At 65.5% G+C, this 15,484-nt stretch carries 13 protein-coding genes and 1 riboswitch; of the genes, 8 read left to right on the top strand and 5 right to left on the bottom strand.

Annotated features, from left to right (window positions below):
- Positions 1 to 5: 5 nt before the first annotated feature.
- The 5 genes from ACY8GK_RS13785 to ACY8GK_RS13765 all read left to right on the top strand — a co-directional run bounded on the left by ACY8GK_RS13785 (position 6) and on the right by ACY8GK_RS13765 (position 5,727).
- Complete coding sequence (locus ACY8GK_RS13785; protein ID WP_196175922.1) at positions 6 to 1,409, top strand: PIG-L deacetylase family protein; 1,404 nt, start codon at positions 6 to 8, stop codon at positions 1,407 to 1,409.
- Positions 1,410 to 1,718: 309 nt separating this feature from the next.
- Positions 1,719 to 3,140, top strand: coding sequence for a bifunctional D-glycero-beta-D-manno-heptose-7-phosphate kinase/D-glycero-beta-D-manno-heptose 1-phosphate adenylyltransferase HldE (gene hldE / locus ACY8GK_RS13780; RefSeq protein ID WP_196175924.1), 1,422 nt, complete (start codon positions 1,719 to 1,721; stop codon positions 3,138 to 3,140).
- A 51-nt stretch (positions 3,141 to 3,191) separates the two neighbouring features.
- Positions 3,192 to 4,166: a glycosyltransferase gene (locus ACY8GK_RS13775; protein WP_196175926.1), complete on the top strand. Its 975-nt coding sequence runs from the start codon at positions 3,192 to 3,194 to the stop codon at positions 4,164 to 4,166.
- A 4-nt stretch (positions 4,167 to 4,170) separates the two neighbouring features.
- Positions 4,171 to 4,863: a hypothetical protein gene (locus ACY8GK_RS13770; protein ID WP_462401457.1), complete on the top strand. Its 693-nt coding sequence runs from the start codon at positions 4,171 to 4,173 to the stop codon at positions 4,861 to 4,863.
- Between the two features lie 60 nt (positions 4,864 to 4,923).
- Entirely contained in the window at positions 4,924 to 5,727 is an 804-nt protein-coding gene (locus tag ACY8GK_RS13765; protein WP_196175930.1) for a hypothetical protein, read from the top strand.
- Between the two features lie 45 nt (positions 5,728 to 5,772).
- Here the strand turns inward: ACY8GK_RS13765 and ACY8GK_RS13760 are convergent, their stop codons facing one another.
- The 4 genes from ACY8GK_RS13760 to ACY8GK_RS13745 form a co-directional block, all read right to left on the bottom strand.
- The gene (locus ACY8GK_RS13760; RefSeq protein ID WP_196175932.1) at positions 5,773 to 6,738 is read right to left on the bottom strand and encodes a metal ABC transporter ATPase; all 966 of its coding nucleotides are present in this window, start codon (positions 6,736 to 6,738) and stop codon (positions 5,773 to 5,775) included.
- A 37-nt stretch (positions 6,739 to 6,775) separates the two neighbouring features.
- Positions 6,776 to 7,588 carry an aldo/keto reductase gene (locus tag ACY8GK_RS13755; protein ID WP_462401456.1) on the bottom strand — a complete coding sequence of 271 codons (813 nt, stop codon included), beginning with the start codon at positions 7,586 to 7,588 and terminating at the stop codon, positions 6,776 to 6,778.
- Positions 7,585 to 8,760, bottom strand: coding sequence for an NAD(P)/FAD-dependent oxidoreductase (locus tag ACY8GK_RS13750; RefSeq protein ID WP_462401455.1), 1,176 nt, complete (start codon positions 8,758 to 8,760; stop codon positions 7,585 to 7,587). The genes ACY8GK_RS13755 and ACY8GK_RS13750 overlap by 4 nt, the downstream gene beginning before the upstream one ends.
- Before the next feature lie 81 nt (positions 8,761 to 8,841).
- Positions 8,842 to 9,174: a DMT family transporter gene (locus ACY8GK_RS13745; RefSeq protein WP_462401454.1), complete on the bottom strand. Its 333-nt coding sequence runs from the start codon at positions 9,172 to 9,174 to the stop codon at positions 8,842 to 8,844.
- Positions 9,175 to 9,259: 85 nt separating this feature from the next.
- On the opposite strand from ACY8GK_RS13745, the gene ACY8GK_RS13740 reads away from it, so the two are divergent.
- Together ACY8GK_RS13740 and waaA are read left to right on the top strand one after the other, a co-directional pair.
- Positions 9,260 to 10,150, top strand: coding sequence for a LysR family transcriptional regulator (locus ACY8GK_RS13740; RefSeq protein ID WP_196175939.1), 891 nt, complete (start codon positions 9,260 to 9,262; stop codon positions 10,148 to 10,150).
- Positions 10,151 to 10,305: 155 nt separating this feature from the next.
- The gene (gene waaA, locus ACY8GK_RS13735; RefSeq protein ID WP_196175941.1) at positions 10,306 to 11,574 is read left to right on the top strand and encodes a lipid IV(A) 3-deoxy-D-manno-octulosonic acid transferase; all 1,269 of its coding nucleotides are present in this window, start codon (positions 10,306 to 10,308) and stop codon (positions 11,572 to 11,574) included.
- Positions 11,575 to 11,713: 139 nt separating this feature from the next.
- Here waaA and ACY8GK_RS13730 read toward each other — a convergent pair whose 3' ends face one another.
- Entirely contained in the window at positions 11,714 to 13,150 is a 1,437-nt protein-coding gene (locus tag ACY8GK_RS13730; protein WP_196175943.1) for a TolC family outer membrane protein, read from the bottom strand.
- A gap of 153 nt (positions 13,151 to 13,303) precedes the next feature.
- Positions 13,304 to 13,410, top strand: a riboswitch (TPP riboswitch).
- Positions 13,411 to 13,565: 155 nt separating this feature from the next.
- Here ACY8GK_RS13730 and thiC point away from each other — a divergent pair.
- Positions 13,566 to 15,452: a phosphomethylpyrimidine synthase ThiC gene (gene thiC / locus ACY8GK_RS13725; protein WP_196175945.1), complete on the top strand. Its 1,887-nt coding sequence runs from the start codon at positions 13,566 to 13,568 to the stop codon at positions 15,450 to 15,452.
- The last annotated feature ends 32 nt before the right edge of the window (positions 15,453 to 15,484 follow it).

Below are 15,484 nucleotides of genomic sequence, written 5' to 3'. Positions count from 1 at the left end.
GGCCGATGAGTAACCGAAAACAGGCGCTGCTCAAGGCCCACCGGCGCGCCAAGCGGATCGCCCTGCTGGTGGCCTTGCTGGCTCTCGCGCTGGCCGGCTTGCTGCTGGGGCCATGGGCGGTGCCCTTGCTCGCGCTGCTGGGGTGGATCGCCCACGAGGCCTGGTTCGCCGATCATCTGTTCTATCGACCCAGCGACGATTACCACCATGCCTTCGCGCCGAGCACCTCCAGCCAGCCAGTGAGCACGACACCGCGGGTCGTCCTGCAGCGACCGCTGGCCGAAGGCGAAACCCTGATCCTGGAGGTCACGCTCAAGGCTGGCTGGCTAGGCCGTCTGCTCGATCCGTACGTGCTGATCGGTGACGACCAGCAAGCCTTCGAGCGCGGGGTGGCGGGGCGTCGCTACCTGAACCTGTCGGGGCAGCGCGAGGCGCTCATGGCCGGTACGCTCCAGTTGCGCCCGCGATTCTGCCGCATTGCTGGCGAAGGCATACTGCACGTGCAGGGCAATCCGGACTACACCCGCCGGCGCATCATGGTGCTCGCGCCCCATGCCGACGATGCCGAGCTGGCTGCCTTCGGGCTTTATAGCCGTTCGCCCCAGGCCTGCATCGTGACGATCACCCAGGGCGAGATCGAGGCGCAAGCCTATCAGGCGCTAGGGCTGGATCCGATGCAGGCTGCCCGCCTCAAGGGCCGGCTGCGCAGCTGGGACAGCCTGGCCGTACCGCTCTGGGGCGGGGTGCCCGCCAGTCGTTGCGTGCAACTGGGCTACTACTGCCTGCGCCTGCCCGACATGGCCGGCGCGCCCGACAGCCCGTTCGGCTCGCTGGAGTCTGGTGAAGCCGATATCCGCTCGGCGCGCCAGGCCAACCCCCTGGCATTGCCTGGCGATGCCGACGGTCGCCCGACCTGGCACAACTTGGTGGCTGATCTGGGTGCGTTGCTGCGGCACTTCCAGCCTGAAGTGGTCGTCACCCCGCATCCCCAGCTCGATCCTCACGCCGACCACCTGGCCACGACCCAGGCGCTGCTGCAAGCCATCGCCGAGTGCGACCGCAAGCCGGAGGTGGCCTTGTTCTATGCCAACCACCTGCACGACAACGACCGCTGGCCGATGGGCCCGGCGGGAGCCGGCATCGCCTTGCCCCCTGCGGTCGACGAGCCGGTGACCGATGGGTTGTGGAGCCCGACCCTGGATACCCAGACGCAGCTCGACAAGGCCATGGCGCTACGCATGCAGCACGACCTGCAGGGCCGTCCGCCCTTGAAGAAGCGGGTACGTCGCTGGATCCAGCGCCTGCTCGCCGGGCGTCGCTGGCCTGTGACAGGCGAGGACGAGTTCTTCCGCAAGGCGGTACGTCGCCATGAGCTGTTCTGGGTGCGTCGTTTATCCGACCGAGCCTAAGGCGTTTTGGCACGCCTTGGCATGGGTAGTGGTCGGCTTGCCAGGACCGCCCGCCATGGCCCACCTCCGTTAGCACGACCGGCATACGTGCGGCTGTCTTTCGAGCCTGCCAGAACCGCAGGCCGCCGCGCGCCCTATCGCGGCCGTTCCTGCGCCGGCCCTGCAAACACTCACCGATGGTGCTGGAAGCACGCAACACCCATCGATGACACCCAGGCCAGCCAGGCCTCTCCGAGCGTGCGGCATTAAGGTCGGGCACAAACCCTGTGCTAATATCGCGGCCCTGTTCCTTTTGTATGTGGGTTGCCCATGAAGTTATCCATGCCGCGTTTCGAATCGGCCCCAGTACTCGTGGTCGGCGACGTCATGCTCGACCGTTATTGGCATGGCGGTACTTCGCGCATTTCTCCAGAGGCGCCCGTGCCGGTGGTCAAGGTCGAGCAGATCGAGGACCGGCCTGGTGGCGCGGCCAACGTGGCGTTGAACATCGCCGCGCTGGGCGCGCCGGCATTGCTGGTTGGGGTCACCGGCGAGGACGAAGCCGCCGACAGCCTGGCCAACAGCCTGGAAGCCGCCGGCGTCAAGGCCGTGCTCCAGCGCATCGGCCACCAGCCAACCATCGTCAAGCTGCGGGTCATGAGCCGCCATCAGCAACTCTTGCGTATCGACTTCGAGGAAGCGTTCGCCACCGACCCGGTGCAGCTGGGCGCCGAAGTCGAGCAACTGCTCGAGGGCGTCAAGGTGCTGGTGCTCTCGGACTATGGCAAGGGGGCGTTGAAGAACCACCAGGCCCTCATCCAGGCAGCAGTCGCCCGGCAGATTCCGGTGCTGGCCGACCCCAAGGGCAAGGACTTCTCCATCTACCGCGGTGCCAGTCTGATCACGCCCAACCTCAGCGAGTTCGAGGCGATCGTCGGTCACTGCGTCGACGAGGCCGAGCTGGTCGCCAAGGGCGCGGACCTGATGAGCGAACTGCAGCTGGGCGCCTTGCTGGTCACCCGTGGCGAACACGGCATGACCTTGCTGCGCCCTGGCCATCCACCGCTGCATCTGCCTGCTCGCGCACGTGAGGTCTTCGATGTCACTGGCGCCGGGGATACCGTGATTTCCACCCTGGCCGCGGCGATCGCCGCCGGCGAGGAGTTGCCGTGCGCGGTGGCCCTGGCCAACTTGGCCGCAGGCATCGTGGTCGGCAAGCTCGGGACCGCCGCCATCAGTGCTCCGGAGCTGCGCCGCGCCATCCAGCGCGAGGAAGGTTCGGAGCGTGGCGTGCTGAGCCTGGAGCAGCTGCTGGTGGCCATCGACGATGCCCGCGCGCATGGTGAAAGCATCGTCTTCACCAATGGCTGCTTCGACATCCTGCATGCCGGGCACGTGACTTACCTCGAGCAGGCGCGTGCCCAGGGTGATCGCCTGATCGTCGCAGTCAACGACGACGCCTCGGTCAGTCGCCTGAAAGGCCCCGGGCGGCCGATCAACAGCGTCGATCGACGCATGGCCGTGCTGGCCGGGCTGGGCGCGGTCGACTGGGTGATCAGCTTTTCCGAGAGCACACCGGAAAGCCTGCTGGCCCATGTACGCCCCGACGTGCTGGTCAAGGGCGGCGACTATGCGGTCGACCAGGTGGTAGGCGCCGATATCGTGCGCGGCTATGGCGGCACGGTGAAGGTGCTGGGACTGGTGGAGAACAGCTCCACCACCGCCATCGTGGAAAAGATCCTCAACCGGTAAGCGCAACAGGCTGGTGCCCGGTGGCGCCCATGGAAAGCGATAGATGAACGTATGAAAGTCATGTTACTGGTCATGGATGAACAGCGGGTCATTCTCGACCGTCTGTACGACATCGTGCAGCAGAACTGCGAGGAGTGCGTCATTCAGCGGCTGAGCAAGCAGCAGCAGATGAACCTGGGGCCGTTCCTCGCCTCGGTGGACCACCAGCAGTTCGACCGCATCGTGATCTTTTCCAGGGTCAAGCGTCTCGCACCGCAGCTGGCGGTATTGAGCTGCATCCCCGGCCTGGTGTTCCTGGAGCATGACGCGTATCAGAACTACATGCCGTCTAGCAAGTACCGCCAGGTCTATTCCCGCCTCTACAAGCGTCTGCCCTGGGCTCGGGTGCTGGTCTCCGGCGCCGTGGTCGCCAGGCGCATGCAGGCCGAAGGCATCGATGCCGCATTCGTCTCCAAGGGCTATGACGAACAGATGCTCGACAACCTGGGCCTGCAGCGCGACATACCGGCAGGTTTCCTGGGCAGCTTGAAAAGCCGGGAGTACGCCCAGCGCAAAGCCCTGCTCGAGACGCTGGCGCAGCGTACCGGCATGCTGGTGACGCGGACCAGTTCGGGCGAGGAGTACCTGCGGATGCTCAACCGGATCAAGGTATTCGTGAGCGCCGACATCGGCATGGGCGAGTTCATGATCAAGAATTTCGAAGCCATGGCCTGCGGCTGCGTGCTGCTGGCCTGGAGCCAGGGCGAGGAAGACCGGCTGCTCGGCTTCGAGGATGGGCACAACGTGGTGTTCTATCGTTCGCTGGAAGAGGCGCTCGAGAAGCTGCGGTGGCTGGAGGACAACCCTGGGCAGGCAGCGCACATCGCTGCCAATGGCCAGGCATTCGTCCGCCAGCGCTATGGGTTCGCCCGTGTCGGACGTGACCTGGCCGAACAGATCCAGCGACCGATGCGGCCCTGGCGCCGGCCCTCGGCGCTGGTTCGGCTGTGGGTGAAATGGCGCTACGGCATGCGTGTGGCGGAGTGAGCGAATGACTGTCGAGCACGCCACCATGCAGCTGGATGCGCTACCGGGTGGGCACCAGGATGTCTTCGCCAGTGTTTCCCCCGAGCTCAAGGCCTGCCTGCGCCGCGCCGAACGGGTGGTGCTGGTGGCCAACAACCCCGCCATCAGTGCGACCGACCTGCACGCCTTGCAACTCGGTGAGCGCGACGTGGTAGTGAGCTTCAACACCTGCCTCAAAGGTGGCCTGCTCAGCCCACGCAGCAGCCACGTGCTGGTGCATGGCTACAATGCACCGGATCATTATTTCTTCGGCCTGCCCATGCACCGCGACCTGCCGGCGTGGCTGCGCGATGGTGGCGCGGGCTGCTTCACCATGCTCGTCGGCTGCACCCAGCCGCTATGCCCCTTGCCAGGCGTGAGTCTTTTTCACGAACGCATACCGCTGCCAGCGCTCTGGAACTACCCTGTGGAGCGTCCTGGCGGCAAACGTTTCGTGGGGCCTTCCACCGGATTCAATGCCTTGGTGCTGTTCGATGCATTGCGCGGCCAGCCGGGGTTCGAGTATTCGCTAGCCACCCTCGGGTTCTCCAACGAAGCGGGCAAACTGTGGGGTGGCCACGCCTGGGACTACGAGCGTGCCTGGCTACTGCGTGCCAACGTCACCGTGGTGGAACTGCAGGCTCGCCGCAAATGGTGGCAGTGGTGGCGTCGTTGCTGACGTCGGCCTGACTCGCCTGGCCGCCGAGCTTGTCACTCATCTTCAATAGGGTTCACTCGCGTGTTGAAAGTCGCCGTTGCATTTTTCGGGATTCCCCGCAACTCGAGTATCTGCTTTCCCTCCATCGAGCAGAACGTTCTTGCGCAGATCCCGGCCGGTTGCCAGGTCCGAACGTTCTATCACCTGTATCGGATCGACGCGGTGCACAACGCTCGCTCTGGTGAAAGCGGCGCGCTGCACGACGACAACTACGCGCCGTTCGAGCGCATGAGCGGACGCCTGGATTCGACCGAAGGCGTGCTGGAGCAGTGGGATTTCGAGCGTATCAAGGCTCAGGGCGATACCTGGAACGACCAGCATGCCTCGTTGCGCAACCTGGTCTACCAGCTTCATTCGCTGCGCTGCGTGACGCAGATGGTGGAGGGCTTCGACCCCGACTTCGTGGTCTTCATCCGGCCTGACAATTTCTACCATTCGCCCCTGCCAGGCTACATCTTCAGCCACGCCAGGGCCCGCAGGCTGAACGCCTACATTCCCGACTGGCAATGGTGGGGCGGGCTCAACGATCGCTTCTCGATTTGTGGGCGCGACATATACCAGGCCTATGGCAAGCGCATCGAGCAGATCTTCGCTTTCTGCGAAAAGACCGGGCGCAAGCTGCATTCGGAGCGCTTGCTCAAGTTCGTCCTGCAGCGGGCAGAGGCGAAAGTCTGCACCTTGCCGACCACCGCTTCGCGCGTGCGCATCCATGGCGAATTCGCCGAGGAATCGTTCTCGCCCAAGCGTGGCATGGGCAAGCGCGAGAATCGCTATTTTCATTTCTTCGCCCGGCTGCGTACCTGGTGGGACAGGCGCTTGGGCTGAGCCAGCCCAGCATGGCTGGCTTGCTTGTCAGAGCGGCTCGATGCGTTATTTGCGCAATGCGCCGCGCATCATTCGTACCAGGCCGCGGGCCTGCTGCTTGAATCGCTGCAGGCCGCTACGGGGGCTGTTTGGCTCCACCAGCCCTTGCTGCCTCAACCACTCCTTCCAGCGAATCCGCTCGTCCGTCACTACCCAACCCGCTTGCGGAGCGAAGCTCTCCGCCAGGTACAGGCCACGGGTATTGGCCGGGATCAGCTCGCCCTTGCGCAACGTATACAGCTCGGCCAGCGGCCGTCCATCCTCGAGCGGCATCAGGTACAGGTCCGGGCGCTTGCGATCGAGCCTCGTCACCAGCTGGTCGCCTTCCAGGCGCTCGTCGACGTGGAACAGGCTCAAGGACTTGGCCTCCTTGGGCACTTGCAGGCGCATGTCATAGACCAGTTGCAGCGAGGCCGTGGGCAGGTGCACATAGGCCCTTGGCCGCTCCAGCAGCCTGAGACCGCCGCAGTGCACAGGTAGCGCGGCGCCCGACTCGGGCGTAAGGATGAAGGGCAACGCCTCGCGGTAATGCAGCGCGGCCGCGTAGGGCGCGGGCAGCCAGGTATCGTTGAAACGTCCGCCCAGCCAGCCTTCGGGCGTTTCCAGCAGGCATTCCTCGGCGACCTCCTGTACGGCGGTGTGCAGTGGCAGGTTGAGCTCATGCGCCGGTACGTAGCCGGAAATCAGCTTGAGCACCACGTCGCCGCGATCCTGGCGACGCTGGCGCACCAGTACCCAGTAGTCGCGATGCTGCCAGTGCAGCGTGAGCCGCACCGAGACGCCGAGGTTGGCCAGTTCGACCACGAAGCGCTCGTGGTCGGGGAGCTGGATCGGCCGGCGGCGGGCCTGGGTCTGGGCGAAGTTGCGAGGCATGCCGATGCTCTGGTAGGTCAGGCCCTCGGCGGTGGCCTCGACGTGCAGCGGCAGGGTCTTGAAGTTACTCGGGTTCTTGCGGATCAACGTTCGCGCCACGGGGTTGCTCCTCGTCTCGGGCGGCCGCGCGGGCGGCTCAAGGCCGGCCCAGGATACGAGCCACGGTAGCCACGTTGTGGGCCAGGTGCAGCGGGTTGATGGTGCCGACGATAGCACTGCTCACGCCGGGGTGGGCGAACAGCAGTTCGAAGCTGGCCCGGACCGGGTCGACACCGGGCGCGAGGCAAATGTGCCCGCTGGCCAGCGCTTTCTTGACCAGGATTGCCTTGCCCTGTTCGGCAGCGTAGTCCAGCACCGGCCGTTCCGCCTGCTCGTTCAGATTGTAGGTGACCATGGCGCAATCGCCTTGTTGCAAGGCTTTCAGGCCGCCGGCGACCGTCTTGCCGGAAAGCCCGAAGCCAAGGATCTTGCCTTCGCGCTTGAGCTCGGCAAGTGTGGCGTAGACGTCCTGGTGCTCGAGGATATCCAGGTCATTGCCGTCGGAGTGGACCAGCACCAGTTCGATGCGGTCGGTTTCCAGGCGCTGCAGGCTGCGTTCCACCGAGCGCCGCGTGTGCGCGGCGCTGAAGTCGAAGCGCGAGCGTCCCTGTTCGAACTCTTCGCCGACCTTGCTGACGATCACCCAATGCTCCCGCTGCCCGCGCAGCAGAGAACCGAGGCGCTCCTCGCTGATGCCATAGGCAGGCGCGGTGTCCAGCAGGTTGAGCCCAAGCTCGCGGGCCTGGCGCAGCAGCGCACGTGCGGCTTGGTCATCCGGAATGCTGAAGCCGGAGGGGTATTTCACTCCCTGATCGCGGCCAAGCTTGACCGTGCCCAGTCCCAAGGGCGATACGCTCAGGCCGGTACTGCCCAGTGGGCGATGGTGGTCATGCAGGGTAGGCAGGCTCATGGCAACAGATGCTCCCAGGCAGGGATACTGACTACCGGGCGCGGCAGGTCGGACAGGTTTGGCCGGGCGGTGGGACGGATCTCGTCACGCTCGAGAGCCGCCAGCACGCGGTCGGCGAAATCCGGGGCCAATGCCAGTTTGGTCGGCCAGCCCACCAGCAAGCGCTGCTGTTCTGCCAGGAAGGCGTTGTCGGGGCGCACGAGGCCGGACTGCGCCGGCTCCGCGCGGTCGACCCGCAGCGTCGCCCAGTGCAGCGGGCGCTGGTCGATCCAGGGCAGCAGGCTGGCGATTTCCTTCTGCGCCGCGGCAACCTGCGCGGCAGGCTCACGGGCCACCCCTTCGGCTTCGGCCAGATCGCCCCCCAGGTACCACACCCATTGCCCGTCGGCGGCCGGGTGACTGGTGACGGTGATCCTCGGCTTGGGGCCACCCCCCAGGCAATGGGCATACAGGGGTTTGAGGGTCGGTCCCTTGACCAGCACCATGTGCAGGGGACGCCGCTGCATCGCCGGCTGGCCAATGCCCAGGGCCTGCAGCAGCTGCTCGGTGCCGGCTCCGGCGCTAAGCACGATCCGCTGTGCACGGATCTCGCGGTCATCCACGCGCAGGCCGGCCAGCTCGCCGTCATCGCGCAGGGGTTCGATCCGCTCGCCAGCCAGCAGGCTGTCGCCGGCCAGGCGGCCCAGGTTGGCCAGTAGGCTAGGCACATCGATCACCAGCTCGGCCAGGCGATAGACCTTGCCTTTGAAGGCTCGATCCTGCAGGGCAGGGGGCAGTTGCTCGCCCTTGACCTGGTCGACGCGGCCACGCACGGCCTTGCTGGCGAAGAAGCTGGTGAGGTTGCCGGCCAGGGTGCCTGGCGACCAGAGATAATGCGCCTCGGACAAGAGGCGGGTAGCGCTCAGGTCGAGCTCGCCGTGACCGGCCAGCGCTTCGCGCCAGCGTCGCGGCATGTCGGCGATCGCTTCGGAGGCACCCGTGAGCGCGCCATGCAGGGCGTATTTGGCACCGCCGTGAATGATGCCTTGGGACTTGATGGTCTGCTCGCCGCCCAGGCTGCCACGCTCCACCAGCACCGTCGAATAGCCGAGCCGTCGCAACCTGGCGTTGAGCCAGAGGCCAGCGACCCCGGCGCCGACGATCAGGACGTCAGTGGAAATGGCGGATGGCATGCGGATACCTCGGAAACTAGGACAGGGGCCCAGTATACAGGCTGCGCTCGGCCCGCATGCGTCGGCATGCCGAGTTCGCCGTCAGTGTCCGGCCGTGCTGGAGAAAACCTGGATCACCACCACCCCGGCGACGATCATGGCCATGCCAAGCATCGCGGGCAGGTCGAGCTTCTGCCCGTAGATCACCAACGCCGCCACGCTGATCAGGACGATGCCCAGCCCCGACCAGATCGCATAGGCGATACCTACCGGAATGCTGCGCACCACCAGGGTCAGCATCCAAAACGCCACGCCATAGCCGCCAACCATCAGCAGCAGCGGCAGGGGCGTGCTCAAGCCCTTGACCGCCTTCATGGACGCGGTGGCGATGACTTCGGCGCAAATCGCGATGGCCAGGTAGATGTAGGCGTTCATTGGCAAATCCTCCGTTTGGAGCGGCATTCTATCCCTCAGGCGGCTGCGATAAAGTCATTACCTATCTGTCTGGGAGATGGGTTCGATGGCTGAGCATTGGAATCTCGAGCAGCTCCGGCTGTTCGTTCGCGTCGCCGAGCTGCGCTCGTTCTCGGCCGTGGCCCGCGAGCAGCGCAAGGCGCAATCGGCCGTGAGCAGTGCCATCGCTCTACTCGAGGCTGACCTGGGCGTGGGCTTGTTCGACCGTAGCAGCGGGCGCCAGCCGCGCCTGAGCGAAAGTGGCGCGGCCCTGCTCGAGGATGCCCGTGAACTGTTGCGCCAGTGCGAGCGTCTCGATGGTCGGGCGCTGGCGCTGATGCGTGGCCAGGAGGCGTCGCTGCGCGTGGCGCAGGACGAGGCGATGCCGTACCAGCCGGTGATCGACAGCCTTGACGAGCTGGCCAGTCGTTATCCCTATCTGCAAGTCCAGCTGGCCAGTGGCGCCCAGGGCGACGTTGCGCGCAAGCTGCTCGAGCGCCGGGCCGACCTGGGCCTGTTCTTCCATCACGAACGTATTCCGGCCTCGCTCGAACGGCGTTCGCTCGGCAGCGTGGAAATGGTCACGGTATGCGCAATCGACCACCCGCTGGCAAGCGAGCCAAGGGTGACTCGTCAGCGCCTGGCTCGCCACCGTCAGCTGCTGATCACCCCGCAACAGAGCGGCTACCCAGGTGGCGAGGCGATCAGCCCGCAGGTCTGGCGTGCCGACAGTTTCTATGCGATGGCCGAGCTGCTGATGCGCGGCCTGGGCTGGGCCTGGCTGCCGCGCCATGTGGTGCAATACCCCACCTACCAGGCGCAGATGGTCGAGCTGGCTTGCGACTGGTGCCCGCCGGCGCTGGTGGTGGAGCTCGCCTGGCGCCGCGACGAACCGCTGGGGCCAGCCGCGCAGTGGCTGGCGGAGCGTTTCGCGGTGCACTTGCGTGCGATCGGCTAGGGTTGCAAGGGAGGTCGTCGAGCGGCGCTCAGGCCAGGCGAAAACGGGCGGGCAAGCAGTGCACGACGGGTGGATGAGCAGTGCGGGCCTGCTTTCGAGGCAGCATGAGCGCCGCGCAGGCACTTTTCGTACGAAGCCTAGTACACTGCGCGGTCATGAACAGAACCCTTTACACCTTGTTGTTCCACCTGGGCCTGCCGCTGGTCGCGCTGCGCCTGTTCCTGCGCGGGCGCAAGGCGCCGGCCTATCGCCAGCGCATCGGCGAACGCTTCGCCTGTGGCCTTGCGGCTTTGCGCCCGGGCGGTATCTGGGTGCATGCAGTCTCGGTCGGCGAGAGCATCGCCGCCGCGCCCATGGTCCGCGCCTTGCTCGCAGCCTATCCGGGCCTGCCGATCACCTTGACCTGCATGACACCGACCGGCTCCGAGCGCATCCGCGCGCTGTTCGCCGACGAGCCGCGGGTACAGCACTGCTATCTGCCCTACGACCTGCCCTGGACCACTGGGCGTTTTCTCGAGCACGTCCAGCCACGCCTGGGCATCATCATGGAAACCGAGCTCTGGCCAAACCTGATTCACCAGTGTCATCGACGCGGTATCCCGGTGGCCTTGGCGAATGCTCGCTTGTCCGAGCGCTCCGCCCGTGGCTACGCACGCTTCGCCGGGCTGACCAGGCCGATGCTCGGCGAGATGAGCCTGATTGCCGTGCAGACCGAAACCGAGGCCGAGCGTTTTCGCCAGCTCGGGGCACGACCCGAGTGCGTGCAAGTCACCGGTTCGATCAAGTTCGACCTGCAGATCGACGCGCAGCTGCTGCCCCGCGCGCGTGAGCTGCGTCAGCGCTGGGGCGCCAGCCAGCGCCCGGTCTGGATCGCCGCCAGTACCCACGAAGGCGAGGATGCGCTGATCCTCGAAGCCCATCGCCAGCTGCTGGCGATCCACGGCGATGTCTTGCTGATCCTGGTGCCGCGTCACCCGGAGCGGTTCGATGCGGTGCATGCCCTGTGCAGCCAACGTTTCGCCACGGTGCGACGCTCGTCAGGCGCGGCGGTCGACGGGGCTACGCGCGTGCTGCTGGGCGACACGATGGGCGAACTGCTGTTTCTCTATGCGCTGGCCGACATTGCCTTCGTCGGTGGCAGCCTGGTCGCCAACGGTGGCCACAACCCGCTCGAGCCGGCGGCGTTGTCCTTGCCGGTGATCATGGGCCCGCACGTGTTCAACTTCCTCGAGATCAGCGCCATGTTGCGCCAGGCCGGCGCCTTGCAGCAGGTGGACGATGCCGATGGCCTGGCCCTGGCGGTGCGCCAGCGGCTCGAACTGCCACAGCAGGCGCGCCGGATGGGCGAGGCAGGTCGGGCCGTGATGCAAGCCAACCAAGGGGCGTTGCAACGACTGCTGGACGGGCTCGGCCGCCTGCTTTGAACCGAATCGCGCAACTAGGCGTACCAGCCGGCTCCCGTCCACTCACCCAAGTGCCATGCTTACCCAGCGCTGGATCTGCGCCGGCATGCTCGGCGTCTGCGCCGTGGACATGCTGCGCAAGCCTTGGGTCGAGGATCGTTCACCGCTTGCGCTCGAAGTTCTTCGCCGCGGCGGCAGCCAGGTCCGGGGGCAGGAAGTCGCGGTCCGGGTTGTAGTCGACCTTCAGGTAGCGCCCCAGGTCCTGCAGGTCCTGCGGGCTCAAGGTGCCGGCCGCCTGCTTGAGGCGCAGGTTGTCGAGGATGTAGTCGTAGCGGCTGTCGTTGTAGTCGCGCACCGAGTTGTACAGCTGGCGCTGGGCGTCGAGCACGTCGACGATGTTGAGGGTGCCGACCTGATAGCCGATCTCGGTGGCCTGCAGGGCGCTCTGGTTGGAGATGATCGACTGCTTGCGTGCCTGTACCTGCTCGACGTCGGTATTGACCGCGCGATGCAGATTGCGAGTGTTTTCCACGACCTGGCGGCGCAGGCTCTCGCGCTGCTGCTCGGCCTGGACCAGGCGCTGGTAGGCCTCGCGCACCTGGGAGCTGGTCAGCCCGCCACTGTAGATCGGGATGTTCAACTGCAGGCCGATGCTGGTCTGCTCGGCATCGCCGCCATAGATCACGCCGGGCTGCGGCGCCGGGTTGGTGAAGCCGAGGCTGTCATTGTCGCCTTTCTGGTAGCGCGCCACCGCGTCGACGGTCGGCGCATGGCCGGCCTTGCGCTGGCGCACGGTCTGCTCGGCAGCGGCGACCGCGTGGTTGGTCGCCAGCAAATTGAGGTTCTGGCGCGCGGCGGTTTCGACCCAGATCGTGGCATCGTTGGGGCTCGGCACCTGTACCGGCAGGCTGTGGACCACGCCCTGGAGCGCCGGATACTCGCGGTTGGTGAGCGTGACCAGCGCCTGGAAGGCATCCTGCACCTGGCGTTCGGCAATGAGGCGATTGGCCCGGGCAGTGTCATGGCTGGCTTGCGACTGCAGCACATCGGTCTTGTCCGAGAGGCCCACGTCGAAGCGTTCGTTGGACTGGTCCAGCTGGCGCTGGAGTGCAGCTTCCTCGGCCTTGGTCGCGGCCAGGTTGTCCTGAGCCCGCAGCACCGCGAAATAGCTCTCGGCTGTCTGCAGGATCAGGTTCTGTTCGGTCGCCGACAGCTCCAGCGCCGCCTGCTCGTCCACCGCCTCGGCCGCTTGCAGCTGAAACCAGCGATCGGCGCGGAAGATCGGTTGCGAGAGGGTGGCGCTCCAGGAGTTGCCACTGCGGTTGGCGGTGTAGGCGGGGCGATCGAGCCGGGTGCGGGTGTTCATCATCTCGGCGCCACCGGACAGGTTCGGCAGCAGCCCGGCGCGCGCCTGCGGTACCACTTCGCGGCGCGCCCCATAGTCAGCCCGTGCCGCGGCCAGGTCGGCGTTGTTGTCGACCGCCTCCTGGTAGACGCTGACCAGGTCGGTCTTCACCGTCCTGGGCACGTCCGCTGCCCAGGCCATTGCAGTGGACGCACAGGACACGGCAATGACCAGTGAAAGTTTGCGCAACATAGGGCAATCCTTGAACGATGTTGAGTGACTGAACTGTCGGTTCCGTGCGATGCGCCAGTGTAGTGCCGCGGATATCCAGCAACAATCGACCACCGGCGGCGTGGATCATTCCTGTCTCGCTTGGCTTATGGGTCGCTCCAGTCTAGACTGCCGGTGTTCTTGTCGGGGTGCCTTGAGTCGAAGGCTGAGATCGGAAAGTTCCGGATCCCGTTGAACCTGATCAGGTTAGCGCCTGCGTAGGGAACAAGATTTATCGCCATCCCGGCGAATCTCTTGTGCCGGTTCCGGGATGTCCAGCAGCTGTTTCGGCTCAGGCACTTCGCGTATCCGGCACAGCGCCCAGCATGGGTGCGTCCGCGCCTGCTCAGGTTCTTCCTCCGACATCCACCGCCAGGCGCTTGTCCGGGAGCCATTGATGAGCAAACAAGAAAGAGCGATCCACCTCAGCGAGTCGGCACAGGTCGACCAGCAGTCCGTGCAACCTTTCGCGCGTTCGCGCAAGGTCTATGTCGAGGGCTCGCGCCCGGACATCCGGGTGCCCATGCGCGAGATCAGCCTCGACGACACGCCGACCGACTTTGGTGGCGAGCCCAACGCCCCAGTGCTGGTCTATGACACTTCCGGCCCGTACACCGACCCCGATGTCGCCATCGATGTGCGCAAGGGCCTGGGCGACGTGCGTTCAGCCTGGATCGAGGCGCGTGGCGATACCGAGCGCCTGCCGGGCCTGAGCTCGCATTTCGGCCAGCAGCGCCTGGCCGATGCCGAACTGGCCAGGCTGCGTTTCGCCCATGTGCGCAACCCGCGCCGCGCCAAGGCTGGCGCCAACGTCAGCCAGATGCACTATGCACGCAAGGGCATCATCACCGCAGAGATGGAGTACGTCGCCATCCGCGAGAACATGAAGCTGCAAGAGGCCCGTGCGGCAGGGCTGCTGGCGCAGCAGCACGCCGGGCATAGCTTCGGCGCCAGTATTCCCAAGGAGATCACCGCCGAGTTCGTACGTGAGGAAATCGCCCGTGGTCGCGCGATCATTCCGGCCAACATCAACCACACCGAACTCGAACCGATGATCATCGGCCGCAACTTCCTGGTGAAGATCAACGGCAACATCGGCAACAGCGCGCTGGGCTCCTCCATCGAGGAAGAAGTCGCCAAGCTCACCTGGGGCATCCGCTGGGGATCCGACACGGTCATGGACCTGTCCACGGGCAAGCACATCCACGAGACTCGCGAATGGATCATCCGCAACTCGCCGGTCCCGATCGGCACGGTGCCGATCTACCAGGCGCTGGAAAAGGTCAACGGGGTCGCCGAGGACCTGACCTGGGAATTGTTCCGCGACACGCTGATCGAACAGGCCGAGCAAGGCGTGGACTATTTCACCATCCATGCCGGCGTGCTGCTGCGCTACGTACCGCTGACCGCCAAGCGGGTCACCGGCATCGTCAGCCGCGGTGGCTCGATCATGGCCAAGTGGTGCCTGGCCCACCACAAGGAAAATTTCCTCTATACCCATTTCGAGGAAATCTGCGAAATCATGAAGGCCTATGACGTCAGCTTCTCGCTGGGCGATGGCCTGCGGCCCGGCTCGATCGCCGATGCCAACGACCAGGCCCAGTTCGGTGAACTGGAGACCCTCGGCGAGCTGACCAAGATCGCTTGGAAGCATGACGTGCAGTGCATGATCGAAGGCCCAGGCCACGTGCCGATGCAGTTGATCAAGGAAAACATGGACAAGCAGCTCGAATGCTGCGACGAAGCGCCGTTCTATACCCTCGGTCCGCTGACCACCGATATCGCTCCAGGCTACGACCACATCACCTCAGGCATCGGCGCGGCGATGATCGGCTGGTTCGGTTGCGCCATGCTCTGCTACGTCACGCCCAAGGAACACCTGGGGCTGCCGGACAAGAACGACGTGAAGACCGGCATCATCACCTACAAGATCGCTGCCCACGCCGCCGACCTTGCCAAGGGCCACCCCGGCGCGCAGATCCGCGACAACGCATTGTCCAAGGCGCGCTTCGAATTTCGCTGGGAGGATCAATTCAACCTCGGCCTGGACCCGGATACCGCAAGGGCCTTCCATGACCAGACCTTGCCCAAGGAGTCGGCCAAGGTGGCGCATTTCTGCTCCATGTGCGGGCCGAAGTTCTGCTCGATGAAGATCACTCAGGAGGTGCGCGAATACGCCGCCAACCAGCGTATCGACGCGCTGGATGTCTCGCTGGAGGAGGGCATGCGCGAGCAGGCCGAGCGCTTCCGCCAGGCGGGAAGCCAGCTGTACCAGAAGGTCTGATGCACAAGCGGCCCCGGAGCCGCGATGGGCCG

The organism is Pseudomonas sp. Marseille-QA0332, from assembly GCF_054950175.1.
Note: the sequence above shows the minus strand (reverse complement) of the source record. Positions and strands in the feature narration are given on the sequence as shown.